The organism is Alloprevotella sp. OH1205_COT-284, from assembly GCF_003859795.1.
Classification (GTDB): Bacteria; Bacteroidota; Bacteroidia; order Bacteroidales; family Bacteroidaceae; genus Alloprevotella.
The window spans coordinates 12,142-37,055 of record NZ_RQYI01000020.1 but is presented as its reverse complement, the minus strand read 5'-3'; the positions used below and the strand labels follow the sequence as shown (position 1 = coordinate 37,055).

Below are 24,914 nucleotides of genomic sequence, written 5' to 3'. Positions count from 1 at the left end.
GGAAAGTCTTATTCGCTTTTCTTTTGTTGAGGTGTTTCTGCCACCATATTGCCTTCGATGAAGACGCGGACAAGCTCGTTGGAGGCATTTGAACGGACGGAAATGCTTTTCTTGAACTGTCCGGGAAACTTGCCTTTACCGTTGTAGACGACTTTGACTTTTCCGCTCTTGCCCGGAGCGATGGGCTCTTGTGAGAAAGAGGGAATGGTGCAACCGCAGGAGGCCAAGGCTTGTTGGATGACAAGCGGCTTGTCGCCCGTATTGGTGAAAACAAACTCCACGGATTGAGGTTCGCTTTCCTTGAAAGTTCCGAAGTTGTGGTTGCTTTTCTTAAACGTGATCACGGCTTGCGCTGCCGCACCGGTCACGCCCAAAAACAGGGCAGATACAAAAACTGCCAATACTTTCTTAAACATGGTCTTTTGAGTGTTAAGTTTATGTATTGTCCGACAAAAGTACTCATTTTATTTGAATGCTAATAATCTTTCACAGAAAAACTTTCAACATTACTGCCATAAGATGTATTTTTGCCCTATGAAATCTAACACTCCGTCTTCCGAATCTTCCTTTTCTTCCAACGATACGGAAAGAGAACGGAACAGCCGCCGGCATGACCGCATCATTCTCGGCATAGATCCGGGAACCAATTTGTTGGGCTACGGACTGATCGCCGCCGAAGGGCAACAAGTGGAATTGCTGGCCATGGGAGCCATCGACCTACGCAAAGTGAAGGACGTTTACTTGAAATTGGGGCGTATTTACGAACGAATGATTGCCTTGATCGAAGAGTTTCATCCCGATGAGCTGGCCGTGGAAGCTCCTTTTTTCGGAAAAAACGTGCAATCCATGCTTAAATTGGGGCGTGCACAGGGAGTGGTCATTGCAGCAGCCATTGCCCGTCATATTCCCATTTGTGAGTATGCCCCGACGCAAATCAAACAAACCATTACAGGAACGGGGGCGGCTTCCAAAGAGCAAGTGGCGCGTTTGCTACAACGGCTGCTGAAACTCTCCGACGAGGGTTTGCCGCCTTTTCTCGATGCCACAGATGCCGTTGCTGCCGCTTATTGTCACCATGTTGCCACTTCGCGCAAGGGCGTCAAAGGGCAGGTGGCAATGTTGCGCGATGAGCGGAGCAACAAGAGGAAGAAAACGGCTTCTTGGGCAGACTTCGTGCAAGACAATCTTCAACGCGTGCATCGTTGATTTGCCTCCCAATCCCCAATCACACCAATGTTCGACCTTTATGGCTGATGAATTATGAACAGAACATTTCTACTTATGCTCACCATCGTCTTCGGGCAGTTGATGCTCCAAGCGCAAGAGGTGTTTCATTTTGAATTGGAGAGCAGCGTTCGCACCATGCGCAATCCCATGGTCGGTTTGGTGGCCTCTCGTGTGGCCGGATTTCAACACTGTGCTTTGCTCTATTTGCAGAGCAAGGCCTCTCACGAGACCAAAGCGACCGACTTCAAGTGGTTGGATAATCAGGCTTATCATTTGGCCGACTTTCTCGCCCTTTATCAAGCCCTCATCACCGACGAGGCGATTTCCTCCGACGAACAAAAAAGCATAAAAGCTGCTTTCAAAGAGGCAACTTTGGCTTATCCGTGTTTTTTTGATGAAGATGAAAATACGGCTCTGCAACATGTTAATTGTGTCGGATCGGATCTGACGCCTTTTTCGCTCGACACCGATTGGGAAAAAGCCTTTCATAGCATTTTTGAAACGTTTCATCAGCAAAATTATACCCGACAACTCGAAGTCTTTCAGCGTTTTTCTCATCAGCGGAAGCCTATCCGATAGGTTTTTCCCATCCATGGAAAAACGCCTCTCTGCCGTTTTCTTTGGCGCATGCCGACCTTTCCTGCGGGAAGGGGAGAGGGTGTTGTCTGCGAAATGTTTTTTAACAGGGATAAAGCGGCAGGGAATGTGAATTATGCCTATCTTTGTCTCAAATACCAATTCTTATATTTATCACCTCAAAAAAAAGAAGTAATGAAAAAGACCCTTTTGTTTTTTACGGCTTGCGCCTTGATGGCGTCTTGCCAGAACACCGCGAAAAGCACCGGTGCGGAAGTTGAAGAAGCGGCTGTTGCCGACACCCTGTATTATGAAGGTGTAGTGCCCGCCGCCGACGGCCCCGGCGTTCGTTATGAAATCGCCCTCGCACAAGACAGCACCATGGGCGTTCGCATGACCGAAACCTATCTTGAAGCCGAAAACGGCAAAGACATGACCACCCAATATGTCGGCAAAGCCGAGCAAGTGGTGGAACAACGCGGAGGCGTAGAAGTGCGCGGCCTGAAATTGGATTTTGAAAACGAAGATTTTTATTTCGTGCAGAAGGGCGACACCACACTCCGCATGGTGAATTCCGATTGGGAAGAAGCCGCTTCCGGTTTGAACTACGACTTGAAACGTAAATAAAAAGATCACGTTCGAAGCTCATTGAGTTTCGAACGTTTTTTCTAACGGCATCTTTATGTACGGTCGCGTTTTCTGTTGTCGCCTTTGGCTATGTCTGTTTGTCCGTAGGCAATGGAGCATGCGCTCCCCAAACGGATTCGTGATTTATACGTAGCCCCGACCCATAGCCTTCCGCTAATCCGCCGATAGCCGATGACAAAAAAGAAGAGCCTCTCCGCGAAAGCATTCTTTCGTCGGAGAGGGATCTCTCTGTTCAAAATGCAGAAGGTCGCCTTTGTTGGAGAAAAGGTGCGGTCGGGTGCTCTACCAGCAGCTACGAACGCCTCAATTTTTCCGGCTGAAACCAGCGGCAGTTTGAACGATTCACATTCTAAACTATCCTTTCTTTTAATCTTTATTGTTGGTGGTGACAATCACAGCAGACCGGTTTTGTTTCCTGTCTTTGTGCGTCAAACCAACATTAGTTTTCGCATCTCTCGTATTTTTTCTGCAAAGATATACTCTATGAATAAAAGTTGCAAGGATTTCGATATCTTTTTTCTTAAAAAACATTGAATTGATCTTATTTTATTGCGGAAAATACTCATCTTACCTCCTTTTCTTGTATATACTTAGGATTATTCGGAATATAAGCTGTATTTTTGCAGGGTGAAGTGTATTTTCTGCTGACTCCGTGATGAGGAAGCGGCATTCACCGTAAAGTAGCAGTCGTGAACTCGCGTTGCATCGGCCGACGATTGTGCTTTTTCGATAGCGGCCGTCGCTCTTTTTATGTCGGCCACCGTGCAAGTCGGGTCGTTTGAAAGAAATGCACCACTTTAATAATGAAATGTTGCACTTCAATAATGATATTCTGCCACCTTATATATAATGTGTTCTCCCCGATATGAATATTTCTATTCCCATCGAAACTCACCCTCTTTCTCCTTTTCTGCCCTCCGAGGGGCGTTTGCTTTTTCTTGGCAGTTTTCCTCCTCCTCTTTCTCGTTGGTCGATGCCGTTTTTCTATCCCAATTTCATCAACGACTTTTGGCGCATCATGGGGCATTTGTTTTTCGGCGATCGTTCCCACTTTGTCGTTCCGGGCGAGAAACGTTTTGACCGAGATGCGATTGTGGCCTTTGCCGAAGAGCGCGGCATGGCTTTTTACGACACGGCGGTGCGTGTTCGCCGGTTGAAGGGGAATGCTTCCGATGCTTTTCTCGAAATCGTCGAATCCACCGACATCCGCTCTCTGCTCGACCCCATGCCCCATTGTCGGCGCATTGTCACGACGGGAGGCAAGGCCGGTGCTGTTTTGTGCGAAACGCTTCGTGTGGAGCGTCTGCCCGACATCGGCCAATGCACGATCTGTCCGGCTTCCACCCACGCTTTGGGGCGCGACATCGAGTTTTGGCGCATGCCGTCGTCGTCGAGAGCCTATCCGTTGGCTTTGGAGAAAAAAGCCGACTTCTATCGGCGGCTGTTTGAGTGAAAGAGTTCGACCGCTGTGTACAATAGAGTGCACGGCGGTCGAAACTTAAAAGGGAATACTTGCGGTTCGGCAAGTTTTTTTCGCAACCTGCGTCTGCGCCCCGCTTTACCTTGATGCGCCGTGCAACCGGGGCAAAAACTCACGGTAGAATACGTCGAAGCTGTTTGTCAGCACATTGCCGTTCCGTTCTTGCGGCAAAGGACGACTCTACATGAGAAAAGAGCTTTCAGACAAAGGGCGAAAGTCGAAGTCGTCTAAAAGAGAAAGCAAGCAGGAACCGGTGAGATTGAGGTCTGTGACAGATTTTTCTACTCGTTGCTTAGGAATTTCTACTCGTTACCCCGTTTATTCTACTTCTTGGGTAAGCTGCGCTCCGACGCATTAAAGAATATCCGGAAAAACCGAAGAGGAGCAGAAACAATTCTTCATGGAAAAAAGCAACTTTCAGCCCTTACAGGGAGTTTTTCTTATTTTTGTCTACATTGTCTACATTTTCCTTTTAATGCTCTGATATGTAGATTGTTGTGAATGTAGACAACACGGAAAAATATCTACATTCGTCGCAATAACCTACACGCGGCATCGAGAAGGCTTGCAAAGGCTCGACAGCGTCCGTGTAGGCAGTGTAGGTTTTCGGAAAAACTGCCTACATTCATATCTTGTCTGTGTATCATTGACTTAACTTCTTTCCGTGTATGATCGCAAACCGCCATATACATTCGCATATTACTGAAATTCAGTGGAATGCAGGGCGCAGTGTATGTTTTCGGCGATTTTACGAAAAGAACACTTAGGAAGTCCGTATCATGGACAATCCCCTCCTCCCCCTAAAAACCACGTTCGGCAATAAAGGGGAAGGAGGAGGCGGCGAGAATTTCTACTCGTTGCTTGGGAAATTCTACTCGTTGCTTGGGAATTTCTGCACCGCGGTGTAGAATGCTTTGCCTCACCAAGTCGTTTTTTCTATGCGTTATGCCGCATTGTCCGGCCGGCTTTCCGAAATCAGAAGAAAAGAGATACACCCGTTGTGAGGGTTTGGAATTGCGGGCCGAACCCTTTTTGGAACACCGAAGCGGGATTGTATTTCACATAGAAATGAAAGTCGTTATAACCGACCGCGCCCAAAAGGCTGACGGTGGCGGGATTGTAGTGAATGTTGTGTTTGTGAAACTCTTTCTGCAACATTCCGTCTTTCCAATATTGATTGTAGATGCGCGGCCGAACATGCAGGTTGAGTGTCGGGCCGAATGTCACGCTCCATGATCCCTTCGGTTCATAGCGATAGAAGAGGTTGATCGAGTGGCGGTTGAGCCTAAACACCGAGCGGCCGGGTTGCACCCCTTCGGGATAGGGGCCGATGCTTACACGGGAGCCGTCGAAGTGAAAATAGTTGTAGCCGTCGAGCCTGTATTTCGACCATCCATAGCTCCAAGTGAGCATGAAGGAGTGAAGATGGTTTTCAATCTTAATGCCTAAAATCGTGAGATCGGCGTCGAAACTGCTGCCCGCCACATTGTCCGCTTCACGGCCGGCACCGACGAAGTGGTTGAAACCTATGTTCAGACCGCCTCCCAGAAACTTCCTGTTGCTAAAATGTCGCGACGGCTTCTTGCTCTTTGTTTGGGTTTTGAACAGTTGTGTAAGGGAAAAATCCCATTTGTTTCCCGACTCGATGACGAGCGACGTGCCTTTGGTTGGCACCTGATAGTTGAAACGATAAGTGCTGTCGGTGGCCGAACCGTGTATGTCGATGCTGACGGCATTGTCGGTTTGGGTGACGAGCACACGTTGCGGTTGCCGAACGTCTGTAATGGTGTCGTTGGGTTGCGAGGCAAAGGCCGAAATGGCGGTCAGTGCCGAAAGAAGTAGGAGATGCTTTTTCATAATAACACGATAGGGGAGTGATATTTTATTTTCCAAAGATGCGTTTGAGTTCCGAAAGCCCTGCTTCGCCTTCGATATAGATAAGGATGAACGTGTTGTCGCCACTTCCCGACAGGGCGTTGTTGCGATAGAAGAGAAAGGTGTTTTTGTTTTTTTTCGAGGCCAGATGATAGAAGCCGTAGTATAGGCGGCCGTCTTTCGTGCCGGCCTCTTGTTGCAGCGCACGTCGGGCGTCGCTGCGCACGGCTCGCTCCACCCGCTCCACCTCTTCGGGCGTGGTCGGCACGGTGATGCTGCGAAATAGCGACAGCCGATATTGTGCGGCTTTTCTGCCTTTGAGCATCACGGAAACAACGTCGTTGCGACGAGTGAAACGCTCGGTGAAAAAAGGAGCAACATTGAGATGACTTTGCGCCGTGGCCGCGATCGTGCCCCATAGGATGAGAAGAAAAAAGAGAAGACGTTTCATGGCAGGTCAGTTGTCGGTTGAAAGAGTTTCGAGTGTGGAAAACATGTCGCGAAGCTGCCTTTCGGCAGTGGGCGTTTCGGCCTTGTCGGCCATCGCGCTGTGCATGGCGCGTTTCATTTGGCCGATGACGGCCTTGCTGTCGGTGATGCGCCGCCCCTCGACGTAGGCGATGCAGTCGGGATTGCGCCAGCGATAGATGCCTACGGAGGTTGTGCCGATCAGGCAAAAGAGCAAAACGGCAGCGGCGTTTTTGAACCATGCAGGGTGGCGCAGCCCGTGGCGCGTGGCGTGGGAGATGCCCGTCTGTGGCGTGTGGCGACGGCGCGCAGCGGCGGCATATCCCATTACGGCGCGCAGTTCGTCGAAGGCTTCGTTTTCGGCGGCGGGAGTGTTTAGAAAGGCACGAAGCTCGGTCTCTTCGCTCTCGGTGGTCTGTGCTGCGAAATAGCGTTCGGCCAGTTGGAGCCATTGTTCGATATGAGGAGAGGGAGTGGTCATGCTGTCAGTTTTTTTGTTGTCGATAGAGTTCGCGTATCGTGCGTCGTGCCCGCGAGAGCTGCATTCTTACCGCCGCTTCCCGCATGCCCAAATCGCGGGCAATGTCGGCATAGCTTTCGTCTTCTATGTCGCGCCGTTTGAGCAGTGTCTGTTGGAGCGGTGTGAGGTGGGTTTCGATGAGGCGTTCCACTTGTCGGAAACACGCTTCTCTTTCGTCTGTTTCGACGGCTTCATAGTGTGCGGCAGAAATTTGGTTTTCAAAACGATCGTCGGTTTGTGCATCAAGCGAGGTCGTGGGGTGTGCTTTTTTTCTGCGTAAGGTGTCGATGCTCAGATTGCGCACGGTGGTGGTGAGCACGGCCTCTTCGTTTTCGGCGACGGCAATCCGTTCGCGCTTTGTCCAAAGGCGGCAGAATGCCTCGTGGAGGGTGTCGTCTGCCTCATCTTCATCTCCCAACAGCCGAAAGGCCAGTCGGCGCAGTCTTCCCCCGATGCGTACAAAGGTCGCCGTGAGCCGTTCGCCGCTGTCGTCGGGTGGCGAAACCATGGGGAAATGTGGTGTCGGGTTCGATTTCATGAGAATGGAGAGAAGGAGAAAAAACGCTCCCTTCTGAATGTAATACGCAGAAGGGAGCGGTTTGTGACAGCAGAAAACAAGTTTTTTGTGGAAAACACCATACCTTTGGAAAATATAGAGGCTTTTTCCATTGTTTCTCACAACAAAAATGTACTGATTTACAGAAAAATTACAAATAGTCAGGTGGAAAGGATGAAACGTTCGATAACGGCCGCCACGCCGTCTTCTTCATTGGAGAGTGTGATGTGATCGGCTTCGTTGCGTACGGCGTCTTCGGCATTGGCCATGGCCACTCCCAAACCGGCGAAACGAATCATGGAGAGATCGTTGAAACCATCGCCGCAGGCAATGCTTTCTTCCCGCCGCATGTCGAGATGCTCCAACAAGCGCGAGAGCGACAGGGCTTTGTCTATGCCTTTGGGCATGAGTTCGAGAAAGAAAGGGGCGGAGCGGAAAATCTCCATTTCGTCTGCAAACTCTGCCTTCATTTCTCGCTCCACTTCCACGAGCTGTTCGGGGTGGCCGGTCATGAGACATTTCGTGGGGCTTCCGCCTATGGCGTCGATGGCATCAAGAAAGTTGTCGATGCGACGAATGGGCATTTTGTTGATAAAGGCCTCTTCTTCCAAATAAGGATCGTTTTCCGTTTCGGAGAGGATGACCTCGTCGTGATAGGTGACGATAGGCAACCCGTGTTGTTGGGATTTTTCGTATAGCCGAGGCGGCAGCGAGGGGTGGAGCGTCTGTTGATAGATCACTTCTTTCGTGCGCCAGTCTATGATTTGTCCGCCGTTGAAAGACAAAACGAAACCGCCTTTCTGATCAAGACGGAGTTGGTCGGCCAGCGGAGCAATGCCATAAGTGGGTCGGCCGGAAGCCAACACAACTGTGACGCCCTGCTCTTGGGCTTGTTCGATGGCTCGGAGGGTGGGAGGAGTGATTTCTTTTCGGCTGTTGGTGAGCGTTCCGTCGAGGTCGAGCACCAAAATTCGGTAAGTCATAATGTGGTTGAGACGCTGGGAGATGATGGCAAGATGTGCGTTTGTAAAATCGATCCGTCGAGAAGTCGGAGGGAGAGTTTGCGATCCTCGTAAATGGCAAAGGTCGGCGGATTTCCCCCTTTCGGAAACGTCGGACTGCCCGTGTTGGCCACGATGCTGCCGTCGGGGCGCGGCGTGATGTGGGGCAGGTGGGAGTGGCCGCACAGCATGATGTCGAACTTCCACGTCGGGAGTTGCTGCTCATTATAAAGATGTCCGTGGGTGAGAAAGAGGCGGCAGCCGTTGTCTGCAAGACAGGCATAGTCTGCAAGAATGGGAAAATTCAACAACATTTGATCCACCTCGCTGTCGCAGTTGCCACGCACCGCCACGATGTCGGCGGCCATGGCGTTGAGCCGATCGGCCACGGTTTGGGGATTTAGCCCTTCGGGCAGGGAGTTGCGAGGGCCGTAGTTGAGAATGTCGCCGAGCAAGAGCAACATGTCGCAACGCTCGCGTTCGTAGCAGTGCAAAACGGCGTCGAGCGCAGGAAGCGAACCGTGGATGTCGGAAACGATGAGGTATTTCATTTCGGTAAAATGGAAGAAAACGTGTTGCAAAAATACGAAAATAATGCTTCTCGGTGAAACCTCTTCGCCACTTTCAAGCCTCTCTCAACGCTTCCTCACGGCAAAGCAGAAACCTGACCTTGTCGGCTGCCGCAGCCAATTGCTCATCATTGTCCGACCTTGCGGGGTGAGAATGCTTTCGGGGTGAAACTGCACGCCTCTTACGTCGAGTGTGCGGTGGCGAAGTGCCATAACGGTTCCGTCGGAAGAAACGGCAGTCACTTCGAGGTCGCGCGGCATGCACGCCGCATTTACCGCCCACGAATGATAGCGACCGACGGTCATGGAGCTGTCGATACCTTCAAAGAGGTAGTCGTTGAGCATGGGGCGGCAATCGGAGGCCACGCCGTGACAGACCGTATCGAGATGAGTGAGTCTGCCGCCGAAAGCCTCTCCGATGGCTTGGTGTCCCAAGCAGATGCCGAGCATCGGTTTGCGATCGGCATAGGCGCGGATCACATCGAGCGTCAAACCGGCTTCGGAAGGCAGGCCGGGGCCGGGAGAGAGAACGATTTTGTCGTATGCTTCGAGAGCCGACAGCGCGAAAGCATCATTTCTCACAACATCGACTTCTGCGCCGAGTGAGGCGAGCAGATGCACCAAATTGTAGGTGAACGAGTCGTAATTGTCGATAACGATGATTTTCATGGTTGCCGGGAATTAACGAGCCGGGGCATCGACTTCCGAAAAGTCGTCTTTGTGTGCCAGATAAGTACCGAGGTCTTTGTCGCCCCGTCCGCTCACGGTGAGCACGACCACATCGTCGGGCTTGAACTTGCAGCGAGGCAGCAGTGCAAGGGCGTGGCTGCTTTCGAGTGCGGGGATGATGCCCTCCGTGCGTGTCAGTTCGAATGCCGCGCGCAGTGCTTCGTCGTCATCAATGGAGAGCACGGTGGCGCGTGCCGTTCGGGCGAGGTGGGCAAAGAGGGGGCCGATGCCGGGATAGTCCAAACCGGCAGAAATGCTGTAAGGTTCCACCACTTGCCCGTCGGCATCTTGCATCACGAGTGTGCGGCTGCCGTGCAAAATGCCCTCGGTGCCGATGTTGATGGTCGCTGCCGTTTTTCCGCTGTTCATGCCGCGTCCTCCGGCTTCGCCGAGCACGAGCTTCACGCGCAGGTCGTCGAGATAGTGGAAAATCGTCCCCGAAGCGTTGGAACCTCCGCCAATGCAGGCCATGAGAAAATCGGGGTAGTCGCGCCCTTCTTTTTCTTGCAGCTGTTGCCGAATTTCTTTGCTGATCACGCTTTGCAGCCGTGCCACCATGTCGGGATAAGGGTGGGGGCCGACGGCCGACCCGATGACGTAAAACGTATCGTCGGGGTGGTTGCTCCATTCGGTCAAGGCCTCGTTGACGGCATCTTGCAGTGTTTTTCCGCCGCTTTGTGCCGCCACGATTTCCGCTCCGAGCATTTTCATTCGTTCCACGTTCATGTGTTGACGCTCCACGTCCACGGCTCCCATATAGATGCGGCAGGGCATGTTCATCAAGGCACAGGCCGTGGCGGTGGCCACACCGTGTTGTCCGGCTCCCGTTTCGGCGATGATGCGTTTCTTGCCCATGCGTTTGGCAAGGAGTATCTGCCCGATAGCGTTGTTAATCTTGTGCGCGCCGGTGTGGTTGAGGTCTTCCCGTTTGAGGTAAAGACGACAGCCGTATTTTTCGCTCATGCGGCGGGCGAAATAAAGCGGACTGGGGCGACCGACATAGTCGCGCAACAGCATGTGGTATTCTTCTTGAAACTCTCGGCTTTCGATGATGTCGAGATATTGGGATTTGAGCGCGTCTATGGTCTCACGCAGTGTTTCGGGCACGTGAGTGCCACCAAACTCTCCATAATAACCATTGGAATCGATGTGGTACATACTTATTTCTATTGAAGTCTATTTTAGATGAATTTCGTTATTCTCTACATAGAAGAATATCCCATGAAAAGACATAAAAAAATCCGAGGCTTGTCGTGAGCAACGACAAGCCTCAGAGAGATATTTTCATTCGGAGAATGGACATGGGCGAGCGACTCACGATATTTCTATCTTGAGCAGAGCCACCAAAATTGTACATTCTTCTTCATGCTTTCAAGGGGTAAACGTTTATCTTTGATGTCGCAAAGGTAGGGATTTTCTCGGAAATCTCCAAATGAAAGAGCCTTTTTCGTTGAAAAGAAGTCGGGTTTGGGAGCTGATTTCTATTTTGGGGCGGCTGTGTGGCATATTGTTTGGACGAGGAGATATGTCGGAAAAACATGCTTATCGCTGCGATGAGAACATTATTTGATTTCCAGCAGTTCTATTTTGAAAATCAAGGCAGAGAAAGGGGGGATGTTGTTTCCGCTGCCGCGTTCGCCATACGCCATGTAGTGTGGCAGATAAAGTTCCCAAACCGCTCCGGGCTTCATGGCTTTGAGAGCGATTTGCCAACCGGCAACCACCCCCGACACCGGAAATTGGGCCGGCTCTCCGCGTTGATAGCTGCTGTCGAACACGGTGCCGTCTATGAGTGTTCCCTCATAGTGTACGCTCACCGTGCTTGTGGCGGTGGGAGAAGATCCGCTACCGGCTTTCAGTTCCTTGTAGAAGATGCCGGCACCGAGCGACTGAACGCCCGATTCTTTGCTTTTGGACGCCAAAAACTTTTCGCCGGCCTCCAAATTGCGAATATCTGCGGAGTCGGCGGCCGAAACCGCAGCTTCGTTAGAGGAAGTGGAATGCTGTTGGTGATACAAATGAGTACCGATTATCGCGGCTATGGCGGCGAAGGCAAAAATCAGCAGAGGAGTGGTGCGCTTCTTACGACGGGGAGGGGTGGGGGAGGGTTGAGAGTTGTTCATGATAGAGAGAGGTAAAAAAATGAGAACACTGACTGTGCGAAGATACGTTTTACCTTACTTTTATACAAGGGTATTGAAAAAAAGAAGTTTTTCGTGGTGAATTTGATGAACAAAAAAATGCTTTCTTTTGTTTACCATGTTCTTGTTCGTAGATTTGCCGAACAGTAAAAAGTATCCGGGGAATGGCAGTCTGGCTTTTCTATGACAACATGTCGCCCCGGAGGCTTTTGGGGTGTTTGGGAATGTAGGCACGACAACACATTTCTTTTTTATGTGCCGATGGATGAGATGTTGGTTTTCAAACGTTTTCGCGAGCGGGCATTCAACCAAGCCACGAAAGCGGTGAAAACAACGATGTCGACGACAACGATTACCGTTGTGTCGATGTGGAGAAGAAAATAGCCGCCGAGATTGAGAACATTGAGCACCGCTTGCAGCAACAAAATGAGCGCAAGAGATTGGTGCATGGAGAAACCTGCCGCCAAACAGCGGTGGTGAAGGTGACTTTTGTCCGGATGAAAGATGCCCTCTCTGCGAAGCAGGCGGCCGAAGGCAACGCGGGTGAGATCGAAGCAGGGAACGATCAGCAACGTGTAGGCCACGAGAAAACCGTGAGGGCGGAGGGGGAGAACGTGGGGGTTGTGCATGGCGTATTTGATGGACAGATAAGCCAAAGCGTAGCCCAACACAAGACTCCCGGTGTCGCCCATGAAGGTCTTGGTGCCTTTGCTTTCGGAACCAAACATGTTGAAGAAAAAGAAAGAGAGCACACTCCCCACAAGTCCGACGGCCAGCAAGGTGTAGGCGATGACGTGGAGTTGCCAAAAGAGCAGGGCGAAAGCGGAGAGAGCGATCATCGAAAGTCCGGAGGACAGACCGTCGATGCCGTCGATGAGATTGACGGAATTGACAATGAGCAGGCAGATGAACACGGTGAGGGGATAGCTCATCCAAAGAGGAATTTCGTAGATGCCGCAAAAACCGTAGAGGTTGTTGATGTAAAGACCGCAGAGGGGCATGAAAAGGGTGGCGGCCAGCTGTATGGTGAATTTGAACGAGGCTTTGAGGCCGAGAATGTCGTCGAGAATGCCAACGAGATAGATCATGAACAACCCGACGATGAGCAACATCGTGGAAAGTCGAAACACGGGGAGTTCTTCTTGCGGTTCGTAGGCCGCCAACAGTGCATAGGCGGCAGCCATGCCCAGCCCCATGCAAGGGGCAAAGAGAAGACCGCCGAGGCGAGGGATCTTGTTGTGGTGCACCTTGCGCTCGTTGGGCATGTCGTAGAGACCGCGGCGTCGACAGAGGTCGAGCAGACGAGGCATGAAAAAATGCGTAGCGAGAAAGCTCACGGTGAAAGCAAGAAGGAGCAGTATGAGTTGAAAAGACGAGGGCATGGACGATGATTTGTTTTTTGTTATAACGCCTCAATGAGGGCTTTATTTCTCCAAAATACCGCGAATTTACAAAAAAAAAGGATTTGCTCCGAATTTAAGAACAACGAATGCGGATATCGGGACAATTTCGCAAGACGGGTGCAGATCCGCTTGTTGGGAAATTAGGTCAGTGATAGATTTTCTGCCGAGAGCATCCGGAGCATTCTACCTTGGAGAAAAAAATTTTTAGGTCTGAGCTAAAAAATTCTACTCGTTACTCCGTTTGCATTACTCCTTGGGTAAGGTGTGCTCCGACGCTTCAAAGTATATCCGGCCAATCTGAAGAGAAATCGGGATAAAACTTCGAGAAAAAAACAACTTTCACTCCTTACAGGGAGTTTATCTTCTTTTTGTCTACATTATCTACATTGTTGTTGTTAAGGAGCAGATATTTAGATTGTTGCGAATGTAGACAACACGAGAAATTATCTACATTCGTTGTTACATTCTACACAAGGAATCGGGACGGCGTGCAAAGGCTCGAAATCATCCGTGTAGGCAGTGTAGGTTTTGGAAAAATCTGTCTACATTCGTTTTTGTTTGTGTATCATAGACTTAACTTCTTTCCGTGTATGATCGTAAGACATCTGTCTACACTCGCATCTTGTTGAAATTCAGTGATATGAAAGGTGTAGTGTATGTTTTTCGACGTTTTTACGAAAAGAACATTGGAGAAGCCCATATAACGGGCTATTGTCCCCTAAAAACACGTTTGATGTGTTGCCGAAGGTGCGTACTCACGGAGAAGAGCGCGAGGAGGTATGGGGTCATTCGATGCCGACATGCGTCGGGCGCGAGGTGCGAGCGGTGAGCGTTTTGACGGCCATAAGGCTGCGGGTGGTGATGACTTCTCCGATTTTATAGAGATAGCGGATGGCGAGCAGTCCGATGTTGGAATATACTTTGTTTTCGCGCAACGCTCTGAGGTGGTCGGCCATGATGCGCTTGTGGCTGTGCCAGCCCGAACTCGACGCACCTCCCACGCGCATGGTCACGAAATCGAGGGGGAGATAGCGAGTGGAGATGCGGTGAATGAAGATGAGGCGGAGGAGCTGCTCGAAATCGGCCGCCACCTTGTAGGAAAGGTCGAAAAGCCCATGGCGAAGATAAAGACGACGCTTGCAGTAGAACGACGGATGGGCGGGCATGAAGCCGAGGCGCATCATCCAAGGGCGGAAGAAGCGAGAACTGTAATGTCGCAATATTTTCTGAGTGTTGTTTTGCGAAACGTAGTGTACATCGCCGTAGACGGCATCGACGTCTGTGGTTTGCAGCGCGTCGGCGACTTGTCGGAGGATGGTGTCGGAGGTATAAAAATCGTCGCTGTTGAGAATGCCCACAACATCGCCTTCGGCCATTTGCAAACCTTTGTTCATGGCATCGTAGAGTCCGCGGTCTTTTTCGCTGACAAAACGCAGTTTTCCCGAAAAACGCCCGGCATAGTGCCGAACAATCTTCATGGTGTCGTCGGTGGAAAGGCCGTCGACAACGATGACTTCATAATCATCGTAGGTTTGTGAGAGAATGCTTTCGAGCGTTTGCGGCAGTGTCTCGGCACTGTTGTAGGTGGCGGTGATGATGGATATTTTCATAAGGAAAACCCATGGGGAAAGGGAAAGTGTGTGTTATCGAAAATCAACGAAAAGACAAGGCACGGCGAAAAAGAGGGCAAAGAATGTTGAGCCTGAACAGGACTTTCTCTCTGAGTGTATAGGGGCTTGGAGAAGCCGTGCAGGAGGTATTGTTGTGATGTCTTCGGAAGGAGATGAGGGGGGCATGAAGGAATTTCACTTTGAAGAAAGCGGCGGCGACGTTTCCGATCCAAATGTCGTGCATCGGGATATGAGGCGGAAAGGGGAGGGCTTTTTCGAGAACTTTCCGGTTGAAAGCCATGCAACAGCCCAAATAGTAGTTGTGAACGAGCAGATTATACCAAAAACCTTCGCGCAGACCGACTTCTTGGAAAAAAGAAGGGGCGGTGACGTTGAATTGTTCGTCGGTGACGAAACAATCGCTCACCACGCAGTCGAACCCCTCGGACAGGGCTTTCATTACCGTTTTCACTTTTCCTTTTTCCCACCGATCGTCTTGGTCTGCAAGGAAAATGTATTCGCCTTTGGCATGTTGCAGTGCATTCTCGAAATTGGGAATGGGAGATTTTTTCCCGGGCCCATTGACGACTTTTATGGAAGGATTTTGAAACGACTCGATGATGCGAAGCGTTTCGTCGTCGGAATGATCGTCGGAAATGATGATCTCATCGTCTTCGGAAAGTTGCTCGATGATGGAAGACAATTGGGTGTGTATGGTTCGGGCACCGTTGTAAGTGGCAATGCAGACTGAAATCATATGGGGTGTTTTAAGATGAAGTGTCTGACGTAGGAGGTCAGGGGAGATAACGAACGTGTGCGAAAGCCTATGGACAGCGTGTGACGGAAGGTTTGATAGACGATTTTGGCCTTTTCCATGAACGATGTAGTTCTTATGTTGGTGGCACTATTCAGATAAAGCCGCAAGCGTCTGAGGAGTTGGACGGTGTCGGTGACGTTGTCGGAGAAATCCTGATGGGCAACAAAAGGAAGGAGGCGGAAGACGGAGTGATATGGCGATAGGCGTCGGGAAAAAACAAAATCGGCGTAGTCTAACTTCACGTTTTCGTCATAGCCGCCGGCTTGGTTGAAAAGATCCAACCGAACGCAAATGCCGCTGTTTACCGGAGAAAATCGAGTGAGCGGATATTCTCCGGGAGGCAAACAAACACCCTTCAATGTCCAGCCTTTTACATCTACGGGAGAGAATGGGCGTTTTTCTCCGATGTGGAGAGAAGGAGCAGAGAGGGGACAGGTGGAGGCGATGTTTTGATAGACTTCGGCGGCATGAGGAGGAAAGGTGGTGTCTTGATCCAATATGAGAAGATGAGTATAGCCTTCTTGTCGGGCATAGGCTCCTGCGTAGTTGTAAGCATGAGATAAACCCGAATTCTTTGTATCTCTGACATATACGGCACGCCGATCCAACAGACGAGTATCCACGATATGGTCCTCTGGAGAATTATCGTAGATCATGAAATGCGTAAAAGAATCATTGCACAACAAAGTCCGGTAGGTTTGGGCTTCGCGGAGATGTGTGCGATACAATACGATGACCGGAAATATTATTTTAACATCTGGCATGATTCGGAGGCTTTGGATACGTGATATGCGTGAGAATAGACCATCCAAAGAACGGTCATTCCTTGGGAGTTGAGAAGAAAAGGATTGGTGCCGGCAATGAGCAAAAAGCCAAAATAACAAAGTCCGAAACCGGCGGTGAACTTATCTTGTCTGTGGCGGAAGAAGATGTAAAGAGGAAAAAAATAGACGCCTAAAATGAAGAGTGACAAAACTCCGAAATTTCGCAACAACTCTAAATAGATCCATTCGGTTTCGGCGGTGACGGCATTAAACCCTTCGGAATAGAAGGTGCTGCCGGTACCTTGTCCCCAAAGAAGATATTGAGGGTGCTCATTGAAGAGCCGGGCGTAAGAGGCAAGATGCCCGTATTTCACAGTGTTGGAGGCATCGCCTTCTTGGGTGGCAAGTAGGAATATCAGCAACAAGAAAGCAAAAACACCGGATATGAGCAGAGGGTAGAGTAGGTATTTCCCTTTGGGGTATTGAGAAAACTTATTGAACAGTAAAATGCCAATCACAAACAAAGGAGTGAGCATCATTGCACGAGTACCGCTGATGAAAAAGGTTGCGGTGAGAATGATTGCGAAAAAAAAGTGGCGTTTGCGTTTATGAGAGGGAGAAAAAGCCGTAAAGAGAACACAAAAGAGAATGGGAATGATGCTGACGATAGAGCGATAATACATTCCGAAAAATTTGATTCCGAGAAGATTACGGGTCGTGATCATGACCATCTCATTATGCTGTTTGGAGTATAGAAAAACGGCATATTGAATGGCGTCGCTCGATACGATGAACCCATAGAGAATAAGGATGACTACGCAAGTGATGAGGGCGGGGATGCGAGCCAGTTTGAGTACATCGTAATGTTTTACCCACAACAAAAGAACCAAAGGACTCACTCCTTTGAACACTCCACTCATATAAGTGAGGTCTATCGGATTGCCCTGAACATTGCCCATGATAAAACCGAAAAAAAGCAGAGCAAAAACAGTGAAAATGGGGAGAAGAAAACGCAGGTCAGGTTTTAGGAATAAAAGGTTGTATCCTAAGAAGAGTATGAAGAATTTATCTTTCAGATGCAAAATGGCATTGCCCGGATCAAGCATCAATACAAGAAGAAAGAGGGAAAATAAGACGTTTCCCACTTGTTGAACGAGATCTTTCGGGCATTTGAGCATTTTGATGGATGATTATTGGGGGGTGATGGCAGGGAAAAGCAACCGCAGATAAAACCAAATACCGGTTCCCACAAAACCGATAAATGAGAAAGCTATGAGCAACAGAAGTTTTTTGGGGGAGTCGGCACGATTGGGAACGTAGGCATCTTCCACAATGGTGAACGCTGGGGTTTTTTCTTGCACTTTTCCCTCTGCAATACCGACTTGTTGCTTCATCTGAGCATAGGCGTTAAACGCATTTTGCATTTGATTTTCCAAATCCGTTTCTTTTGTCGTATAGCTTTTCAGAAAGAGATCATTATGACTATCGGAAAATTCAATGTAAGATTGCTGTGCATGCTTATATTTTTCGTAGAACTGTTTTTCCAAAGTCGAGTAATATTGTAGATCGATTCGGGCTTTGTTTGTTCTGTAATCAGTGATGAACTTTTGGAGTTTTACGGCCGCAGCTTCTGCCAAATTCTTAGCCACGAGGGGATCCTGACTAAGGGCACTGAGGGTGATGACACCGGTTTCTTTGTCGATAGAACAGATGATTTGCTGTTTGAAGGATTTGAGCAGAGCTTCTTCTTTGAGAGTGAGTTGTTGGGGATTGATTCTGTTTTTTGACGAGAAAGAGAGCTCCGTATTTGTCGTAAAAAGACTTTTTATCCCTTTGATAACGCTATTTATGCCGGCGCTCCACCAAGCTTCCTTTGTTTCGGTCTGGTAGAATGCAAGAAGGGAGGGATAGGATTTCCCTTCTTTGTTTTTTACGGGTAAATAGAGCAGATCTATTAAAAACTTGTTGGATGCCACTATGGTAGGATAAAGTTCCGGACTGATCGCATCTTCGTTTGTACTTAGGTTGATTCCGGCCATGGCCGCCACGGCTCCCATACCACCGGACAACCCACTCTTGGGAGATTCGCTGGCCAAACGTATTTGGGATTTATAAGTCTTGGGAATACTGAAAGCGACAATCAAACCTATGATGATGGCTATACCGGTATTGATGAAGAAATATTTCTTTTTTTCGTTCAATGTCCGGAGGAGTGTTGCTAAGTCAAATTCGTACATTGTTGATAGTTTAAAGAGTCAATTCACGAGAAGAACAAACGAAGTCTGTTTTGTAAACGATGCCATCGCAATTTCAGACCGGCTTTTTTGAAGTAGAGCCATGAAAACAGCAAACCTGTGAGACCTAAATTTCTACGGACTACATTGAGCATTTCCGAGGCAAATTTACTGTCGTTGGATACACCTTGCAGATCATGGTAAGCAATGATTTCAGGAAAGACCTGAGCTTTTGTCTTGGCTAAAAACAAACGTTGGTTCAGATCAAAATCTCCATAAACATGGTATCGGATGTCGTATCTGTATTGCTCAAAAAGACGTGAATGGTAGCAGCAACCTTGGTGAGGAAGAGTGTTGTAAAGCCGGAGATCGCCGTTCCAAACGGGGATGGCAATTTGCTCATCTTCTGTCATCACGGAGAAGCAAACCAAATCCAATTCTTTTTTCAATGCTTCTTGTAATGCTTCTTGGGGAAAAGCCAACAAACGATCGCCGGCATTGATCGTAAGTATAAATGCGCCTTTGGCCAAATGGATAGCGGAATTGAGGGCATGATATATGCCCAGATCAGAGCGGCTATGCCAATAGTCTATGATATGTGCATAGCGTTGAATGATTTCTTGCGTTCCGTCTGTGCTTCCTCCGTCGAGAACAATATATTGGATATGGGCAGATTTAAGAGATGCAATGCTTTGTAGCGTGCATTCTATTTCGGATGCCGCATTTCTTACCACCGTTATGATCGTTAGTAAATATGGAAACTGTGTCGTCATGCGTTTTGTCTTTTCAATAGACTGTATATTTGTGCGCGTTCTTCTTTGAATATGAAACGCAACATTATTCCTCCACCAAGAGCAAGCACTCCGAGTTGGACCGAAAGCCCCATATAAGGATTTTCGATAAACGTTCCCACGATATAGACCAATCCCATCCATGAACCGATGCTCAACAGATAACGGAGAATAGAACGTAGTTGCAGGGTGAGGGTGATTGCCGGAATGAGCTTTCTGCTATGATAAGCATGAATCATTAAAGAAAGAACGGAGATCAGCACGATACCCCAAAGCAATGCCGTAAAGCTCCAAGCAATACCTGCGACAATGATGCAGACAGCAAAGGATTTCTTAAAGATTTCCAAGTGTAAGAATAATTTGGCTTTTCCGTATACTTGCAAAATGTTTTGATGAACAATGATGAGAGGCTGAAAAAAAGCCGCAAAACATAAAATGCGCAGAATGTCAATACTCTCTATCCATTTTGGCCCGATCAATACGACAATTAAGTGTTCGGCTGTGGCCGAAAGGGAGAAACAAAGAAGGGCAGAGAATAAGGTGGAAAAGTTCAGTAAGCGGATGAAAGTGTGTTGCATCTTTTTCTCATTCTCGTGACTTTGAGTTAAAATGGGGAGAGATACTTTTTGTAATACCATGCCAAAGTTGATGGCAAGAATAGAACTAAATTGCTCTGCTCGTGTATATAAACCCAGTTGACGCGGAGAATAGAGCTTACCGATGAACATATAATAAAGGTTGTTGTATAAACTGTCCAATAAGGCAGAAAGCAAGATGCGCAGCCCAAACGAGAGCAAATGTTGTGCTATTCGGAAATTTAATCCGAGGCGAGGGAGAAGATGAACCTGCCACCATAAGCAAAGTGCGTAAATGGATTGGCGAGTGATTTGTTGTGCCACCAAAGACCAAATGCCAAAACCGCGAAATGCCATGGAAATTCCAACTGCGGCACTGATCAAAGAAGAGCAAAGAGAAGCTATTGCTTGTTTCCGAAAATCTACGGCTTTGCTCAATCTGGCTTTGGGAACAATTGTGATACTGTTAAAAAGAAGTACCAAAGATAGCAGGCGGATGACCTGAGTAAGTTGGGGAATCTTATAGAATGCAGAAACCCAAGGAGCTCCCCAAAAGAAGAGCATGTATAAGGTGAGACCGACAGTGATATTGAGGGTCAATGCCGTGGCATATTCTCTTTCTCCCGCTTTGGAATCTCTGATAAGTGCATTGGAGAGACCGCCATCAATAATGACATTGGAAATGCCTATCAAAACAAGGGCTATTCCCACAATGCCAAATTCTTGCGGAGACAGTTGTCGAGCCAAGATAATTCCCACAATGAAGTTGATCCCTGTGCCGGAGAGATTATCAATGACTCCCCATCCCATGCCTTTTAAAAAGAGTTTTTTAAGATCTTGCATTGGCAAAGGTACTTATTTCTTGAAAGCACTGACAACTACTGCGGCCAAAGTGGCTATGGTCATGGAGAGCGAAACCCAAGAGGTGAATGGGATGTTGCTCTTGCGTTTGGCCGGCACCACGATGTTGGAACCGGGTTTTATGTCTTTTGAAGAACGAACTCTTCCCACTGTACCGTTCATGTGGACGGCAAATGTACGTCGCTCTTTGGCTTTTAAACTATATCCGCCGCATTGGTTGATATAATAAGATAAGTTTGCGCCGGGTTTATAAGCCACGGTATTGGGAAACATGACTTCTCCGCTGATGCTGACCGTATTGTCGAATTGGGGGATAATCAGACGGTCGCCGTCTTTGAGAATAATGTCCCAACGGTTGCTGCCGGGATTGGCAAGGGCTTTTTCAAGGTGTATTCCGACGTTCTTCTGTTCGCCGATATGTATCTTGCGGACATCGGTCGAGTCGTTAATGCTGGAAATTTTGATAATTTCTTGTTGTTTCAATTTCTCGATGTCGGTCATTTGGCGTTCTAATCGGGCACCTTCCAAAAAGGCATCTTTGGTTACTCCGCCGGCAAGTTGGACAAGATCGGAAAGACGCGTGTTTTTCTTGGTAATGGTGTAGCGACCGGCAAAAGGTACTTCCCCCTCGATGATGACATGTTGTTGTTCGTAGTATCCGGGAGAAGTGCGCACGAATACTTCGTCGAAAGGTTGTAGTATAAAATTAGACTCTCCGTCGATCACAAAACCTTCTTTGAGCGAGAATGTGAAAAATTCGGCCATTTGATTGCCGGTGACCATTGCTTTTTTGTCGCGAATGCGTCTGGATACGTCTACTTTTGCCAAACTGGCCTTGTCTGTCAGTCCGCCGGCTTGCAGAATAAAAGATTCGATGGTCGTATTCTCGGAAAATTGATATTTCCCCGGATAACGTACTTCTCCTTCGATGCTCAATGTGAGTTCTTCATTCAGATCTTTTCGTGATGGAATGAATACGGCGTCTTCATTACGAAGCGCGATGTCGGGTGCGCTGTGGTTAAGCAAAGCACCGATGTTGAAGCGTTCGGTCATCAAGGTACGGTCTTCTTTGCGACGATGAATCAAGCCATGCGTCGTCATGGCATCTTCCGTAAGCCCTCCTGCGGTTTCGATGAGTTGTCGAACGGTAGATATGTTGCCATCCATTTGATATAATCCCGGACGCATCACGGCGCCGCGCAGATCGACCATGTTTTTATAACGATTGAGCACGGAATCTACGCTGATAGAGTCGGCATCCATCAATTGGAATTTCCCTCTTTCAAAATCTCCAAGGGTATAGACACTGATCAGACCTCCGTTTTTGCGCACGAGTTTCACTTGATCCTCGTAGGCATCGCCGGTAAATCCGCCTGCATATTTGAGCAAGGTGGCAACGCTTTCCGAAGTTTTCATTTCGTAAAACATGGGGCGTTTTACTTTTCCCGTGATGTTTACCAAGCATTCGTATGCTCCCACCACGATGACATCGTTGGAGGCGAGGCGAACGTTTCCTTTGAGATTTCCGTTGAGAATATAGTCATAAAGGTCTATGTTGGAAATCAGTTTGTTGTTGCGATATACCTTGATAGATCGCATCGTTCCGATTTCATTGGTTCCTCCTGCCATGTAAAGTGCATGGAATACGGTGGCAAAAGCCGATAGGGTATAGGTTCCAGGGTGTTCTACTTCTCCCATCACATTGACGGTGATGGTTTTGGTCTGTCCGACGGTGAGTTTAATGTTTGAACCTCCGAAGCGTTGTCCCAGTATCGAACGAACATGATTGTTCGCCTGTCCTACTGTCATTCCACTGACTTGAATCGGCCCGAAATTTTCAATATTGATCACTCCTTCGGGACTGACTGTGGCTATATATTGTTTTTGGGAAGCTCCCCAAATATCTACATATACGGCATCTCCCGCTCCCAATCTGTAATCAGAGGGAGTGGCAATATTCATTTCCGGTTCGAAGGTCAGTTCTTTGTTTTTGAAAATATTTCTTCCAAAAACTTGTTTCTCTTTTTTCTTGGGGAGCAGATATTCTTCTTCTATTTCGTCGTAGTCTATACTGTCTTCCAAAACGAAATCAAGCTCTTTTCTCATCGCCTTTCGGCGTTTTATTTTTAATCTTTCTTTTTCATAATCGGAAAGTTCAATTTCGTTTTCTGTCTCCTTTGCCGTATGTTTGAAGTTGGGATTTTGTTCTTGCGTTTTTTCTCCGTTGTTTTTGCGCAATCTGCTTTCTGTCTTTTTGTCTATTCCCGAAATATTGATGGCACCTTGGATGGTCTTATTTTTTTGTTTTTCGTATTTTTCCTTGATCTTCCTGATGCGGTCAATGGAAACTCCTCTTTCGATCAATAGTGTGACAATCTGACTGTTTGGAGTATTCTTGGCTCTTTCTCTGGCTACGAACGACATGATTTGTTCGTCGCTCATCGTATTTTGTGCAAAACTTGTTTGGACAAATAAACAGCCCAAAACAAGCAGAAAGAAAATTTTCTTGATATTCATTATTGAAAGTATTGCAAGCTATGATGTTGTATGTCTTTATTTAGAAAAACATACCGATAGTTTTGAAAAGTATGATCAAGTCGGTTTTGATGGAACTTTTTTTCATATAGGCTAAATCCATGTCAAGACGAAGTAACATTTTCTCCATCGTATCGGTATAGCCGTTATAGATCGCTGCTTCGGAAGTGATGCCGGGGCGCATATCGTAGAGTTCGATGTATCTGTTGTCTATTTTCAGAATTTGGTCGATGAAATACCGGCGTTCCGGTCGATAGCCCACAAACGACATTTCTCCTTTCAGAACGTTCCATAATTGTGGGAGTTCATCCAGATGAGTTCTGCGAAGAAAGAGTCCCAACTTGGTGTATTTGTTTAGTTCCTTCTCATTGGCCAGCTGTGGCCCGTTTTCTTCTGCATCTTCTTTCATCGTCCTAAATTTTTGAATCATGAAAGGTCTTCCTTTCAATCCTATCCTTTCTTGTCGAAAAAAAACGGATTCTTTCGAAGTGGCTTTTTGCAGGATGATTATGCTCAAAAATACGGGAGCCAAAAAGATGAGTGCCCAGAAGGAGAAGAAAATATCAAATGCTCTTTTCGTATATTGTTGGCCGATAGAAAGTCGTTTGTGGTTGTTTACGTCGTCTGTTACGTTGGTGTCAGGCATGATAAAATGATGGGCGTTCATTCTTGTTTTAAGGTCTGTTCGCAGTTCACGGAGCTATTCCTTTCTCCTTTTCCGATAAAGGAAGTGAAAGAGTAGTTTCGTTGTATCAATGCGAAGGCAAGGTTTAATGAATAAACGCTTTTGGGTTTGTTTTATTGTGGTAAATAGGGCAATTTGCTTTGAAGAAACATTGCTTACCCGGCATTCGTTTTTGTATTCTTTGTGTGCATGCGATCGGTTGATTGACAGATCAGAGGAGATTTCTGCAAAAGTTTCATTCTATTTTTGAGGGTGAAGGGCCTCCATACATTGGAAAGGCCTTTTAGACGATTACGGGAAATCCGAATCACCGAGAGAGAGCCGATGAAGGACTTGCGAAATTTAGGTCAGTGATAGATTTTTCTACTCGTTACTCCGTTTATTCTACTCCTTAGGTAAGATGTGCTCCGACGCATTGAAAATATATTCGGACAAGCCGAAGAGGAGGTGAGGAGTTTCTTCTATAAAAAAGGAACTTTCAGCCTTTACCGGGACTTTTTCTTGTTTTTATCTACATTGTCTACATTTTATTTGTTAAGTCGCAGATATATAGGTCGTTGGGAATGTAGACAATGCGAGGTTTCAACTACATTCGTCATTACAACCTACACACTCTATCGGGAAGGTGTGCAGATGCTCGCCCCCCCGACCATGTAGACAGTGTAGGTTTTGGGAAAATCCGTCTACATTCGTTTTTGTCTGTGCATCAAAGACTTAAACACTCCTTGTGTATGCCGTCAAACTGTTATGTACACTTACATGTTGCTGAATTTCAATAATATGCAAGAAATAGTGTATGTTTTTCGACGTTTTACGAGATAAACCATAGGGGGAAGTCCGCATAACGGC

25 protein-coding genes are annotated in these 24,914 nt (G+C 47.9%); 5 read left to right on the top strand and 20 right to left on the bottom strand.

All coding sequences use genetic code 11. The annotated features are described in order from the left end of the window. Positions 1 to 8: 8 nt before the first annotated feature. Positions 9 to 416, bottom strand: coding sequence for a DUF1573 domain-containing protein (locus EII14_RS06250; protein WP_124931689.1), 408 nt, complete (start codon positions 414 to 416; stop codon positions 9 to 11). A gap of 118 nt (positions 417 to 534) precedes the next feature. Between EII14_RS06250 and ruvC the strand changes: the two genes are divergently transcribed. The 5 genes from ruvC (at position 535) to EII14_RS06230 (ending at position 3,904) form a co-directional block, all read left to right on the top strand. After that, entirely contained in the window at positions 535 to 1,206 is a 672-nt protein-coding gene (gene ruvC, locus EII14_RS06245; RefSeq protein ID WP_124931688.1) for a crossover junction endodeoxyribonuclease RuvC, read from the top strand. 54 nt (positions 1,207 to 1,260) lie between these two features. Next, on the top strand, positions 1,261 to 1,806 hold the full coding sequence (locus tag EII14_RS06240; protein ID WP_124931687.1) for a hypothetical protein: 546 nt from the start codon (positions 1,261 to 1,263) through the stop codon (positions 1,804 to 1,806). 192 nt (positions 1,807 to 1,998) lie between these two features. Then, entirely contained in the window at positions 1,999 to 2,430 is a 432-nt protein-coding gene (locus tag EII14_RS06235; RefSeq protein ID WP_124931686.1) for a copper resistance protein NlpE N-terminal domain-containing protein, read from the top strand. 192 nt (positions 2,431 to 2,622) lie between these two features. Next, the gene (locus EII14_RS09220) at positions 2,623 to 2,985 is read left to right on the top strand and encodes a hypothetical protein (RefSeq protein WP_148090619.1); all 363 of its coding nucleotides are present in this window, start codon (positions 2,623 to 2,625) and stop codon (positions 2,983 to 2,985) included. A 331-nt stretch (positions 2,986 to 3,316) separates the two neighbouring features. Next, the gene (locus EII14_RS06230) at positions 3,317 to 3,904 is read left to right on the top strand and encodes a uracil-DNA glycosylase family protein (protein ID WP_233569392.1); all 588 of its coding nucleotides are present in this window, start codon (positions 3,317 to 3,319) and stop codon (positions 3,902 to 3,904) included. 1,002 nt (positions 3,905 to 4,906) lie between these two features. On the opposite strand, the gene EII14_RS06225 is transcribed toward EII14_RS06230, so the two are convergent. The 19 genes from EII14_RS06225 to EII14_RS06135 all read right to left on the bottom strand — a co-directional run bounded on the left by EII14_RS06225 (position 4,907) and on the right by EII14_RS06135 (position 24,026). Next, positions 4,907 to 5,788, bottom strand: coding sequence for a hypothetical protein (locus tag EII14_RS06225; RefSeq protein WP_124931685.1), 882 nt, complete (start codon positions 5,786 to 5,788; stop codon positions 4,907 to 4,909). Positions 5,789 to 5,813: 25 nt separating this feature from the next. Continuing rightward, positions 5,814 to 6,257, bottom strand: a complete 444-nt coding sequence (locus EII14_RS06220; RefSeq protein ID WP_124931684.1) for a DUF6108 family protein — start codon at positions 6,255 to 6,257, stop codon at positions 5,814 to 5,816. A 6-nt stretch (positions 6,258 to 6,263) separates the two neighbouring features. After that, on the bottom strand, positions 6,264 to 6,755 hold the full coding sequence (locus tag EII14_RS06215; protein WP_124931683.1) for a hypothetical protein: 492 nt from the start codon (positions 6,753 to 6,755) through the stop codon (positions 6,264 to 6,266). Between the two features lie 4 nt (positions 6,756 to 6,759). Beyond that, positions 6,760 to 7,332 (bottom strand): RNA polymerase sigma factor, encoded by a 573-nt coding sequence (locus EII14_RS06210; protein ID WP_233569391.1) that lies wholly within the window; start codon positions 7,330 to 7,332, stop codon positions 6,760 to 6,762. A gap of 179 nt (positions 7,333 to 7,511) precedes the next feature. Next, positions 7,512 to 8,333, bottom strand: coding sequence for a Cof-type HAD-IIB family hydrolase (locus EII14_RS06205; RefSeq protein ID WP_124931682.1), 822 nt, complete (start codon positions 8,331 to 8,333; stop codon positions 7,512 to 7,514). Then, complete coding sequence (yfcE, locus tag EII14_RS06200) at positions 8,330 to 8,902, bottom strand: phosphodiesterase (protein ID WP_124931681.1); 573 nt, start codon at positions 8,900 to 8,902, stop codon at positions 8,330 to 8,332. The genes EII14_RS06205 and yfcE overlap by 4 nt, the downstream gene beginning before the upstream one ends. Positions 8,903 to 8,986: 84 nt before the next feature. After that, positions 8,987 to 9,589 (bottom strand): aminodeoxychorismate/anthranilate synthase component II, encoded by a 603-nt coding sequence (locus tag EII14_RS06195; RefSeq protein ID WP_124931680.1) that lies wholly within the window; start codon positions 9,587 to 9,589, stop codon positions 8,987 to 8,989. 12 nt (positions 9,590 to 9,601) lie between these two features. Then, positions 9,602 to 10,807, bottom strand: a complete 1,206-nt coding sequence (gene trpB / locus EII14_RS06190; protein WP_370242052.1) for a tryptophan synthase subunit beta — start codon at positions 10,805 to 10,807, stop codon at positions 9,602 to 9,604. A 404-nt stretch (positions 10,808 to 11,211) separates the two neighbouring features. Beyond that, complete coding sequence (locus EII14_RS06185) at positions 11,212 to 11,772, bottom strand: FKBP-type peptidyl-prolyl cis-trans isomerase (protein WP_124931678.1); 561 nt, start codon at positions 11,770 to 11,772, stop codon at positions 11,212 to 11,214. A gap of 269 nt (positions 11,773 to 12,041) precedes the next feature. Beyond that, positions 12,042 to 13,172: an MraY family glycosyltransferase gene (locus tag EII14_RS06180; protein ID WP_124931677.1), complete on the bottom strand. Its 1,131-nt coding sequence runs from the start codon at positions 13,170 to 13,172 to the stop codon at positions 12,042 to 12,044. A gap of 806 nt (positions 13,173 to 13,978) precedes the next feature. After that, the gene (locus EII14_RS06175; protein WP_124931676.1) at positions 13,979 to 14,803 is read right to left on the bottom strand and encodes a glycosyltransferase family 2 protein; all 825 of its coding nucleotides are present in this window, start codon (positions 14,801 to 14,803) and stop codon (positions 13,979 to 13,981) included. A 43-nt stretch (positions 14,804 to 14,846) separates the two neighbouring features. Next, entirely contained in the window at positions 14,847 to 15,560 is a 714-nt protein-coding gene (locus EII14_RS06170) for a glycosyltransferase family 2 protein (RefSeq protein ID WP_124931675.1), read from the bottom strand. Beyond that, the gene (locus tag EII14_RS06165) at positions 15,557 to 16,384 is read right to left on the bottom strand and encodes a hypothetical protein (protein WP_124931674.1); all 828 of its coding nucleotides are present in this window, start codon (positions 16,382 to 16,384) and stop codon (positions 15,557 to 15,559) included. Before EII14_RS06165 ends, EII14_RS06170 begins: the two co-directional genes overlap by 4 nt. After that, the gene (locus EII14_RS06160; protein WP_124931673.1) at positions 16,366 to 17,562 is read right to left on the bottom strand and encodes a hypothetical protein; all 1,197 of its coding nucleotides are present in this window, start codon (positions 17,560 to 17,562) and stop codon (positions 16,366 to 16,368) included. Before EII14_RS06160 ends, EII14_RS06165 begins: the two co-directional genes overlap by 19 nt. Positions 17,563 to 17,574: 12 nt before the next feature. After that, positions 17,575 to 18,621 carry a Wzz/FepE/Etk N-terminal domain-containing protein gene (locus tag EII14_RS06155; RefSeq protein WP_124931672.1) on the bottom strand — a complete coding sequence of 349 codons (1,047 nt, stop codon included), beginning with the start codon at positions 18,619 to 18,621 and terminating at the stop codon, positions 17,575 to 17,577. A gap of 23 nt (positions 18,622 to 18,644) precedes the next feature. After that, positions 18,645 to 19,391 carry a glycosyltransferase gene (locus EII14_RS06150; protein WP_158608340.1) on the bottom strand — a complete coding sequence of 249 codons (747 nt, stop codon included), beginning with the start codon at positions 19,389 to 19,391 and terminating at the stop codon, positions 18,645 to 18,647. Continuing rightward, complete coding sequence (locus tag EII14_RS06145; protein ID WP_124931670.1) at positions 19,388 to 20,827, bottom strand: lipopolysaccharide biosynthesis protein; 1,440 nt, start codon at positions 20,825 to 20,827, stop codon at positions 19,388 to 19,390. Before EII14_RS06145 ends, EII14_RS06150 begins: the two co-directional genes overlap by 4 nt. Positions 20,828 to 20,839: 12 nt before the next feature. After that, positions 20,840 to 23,362, bottom strand: coding sequence for an SLBB domain-containing protein (locus EII14_RS06140; protein ID WP_124931669.1), 2,523 nt, complete (start codon positions 23,360 to 23,362; stop codon positions 20,840 to 20,842). 40 nt (positions 23,363 to 23,402) lie between these two features. Further along, on the bottom strand, positions 23,403 to 24,026 hold the full coding sequence (locus tag EII14_RS06135; protein WP_124931668.1) for a sugar transferase: 624 nt from the start codon (positions 24,024 to 24,026) through the stop codon (positions 23,403 to 23,405). Between the last annotated feature and the right edge of the window lie 888 nt (positions 24,027 to 24,914).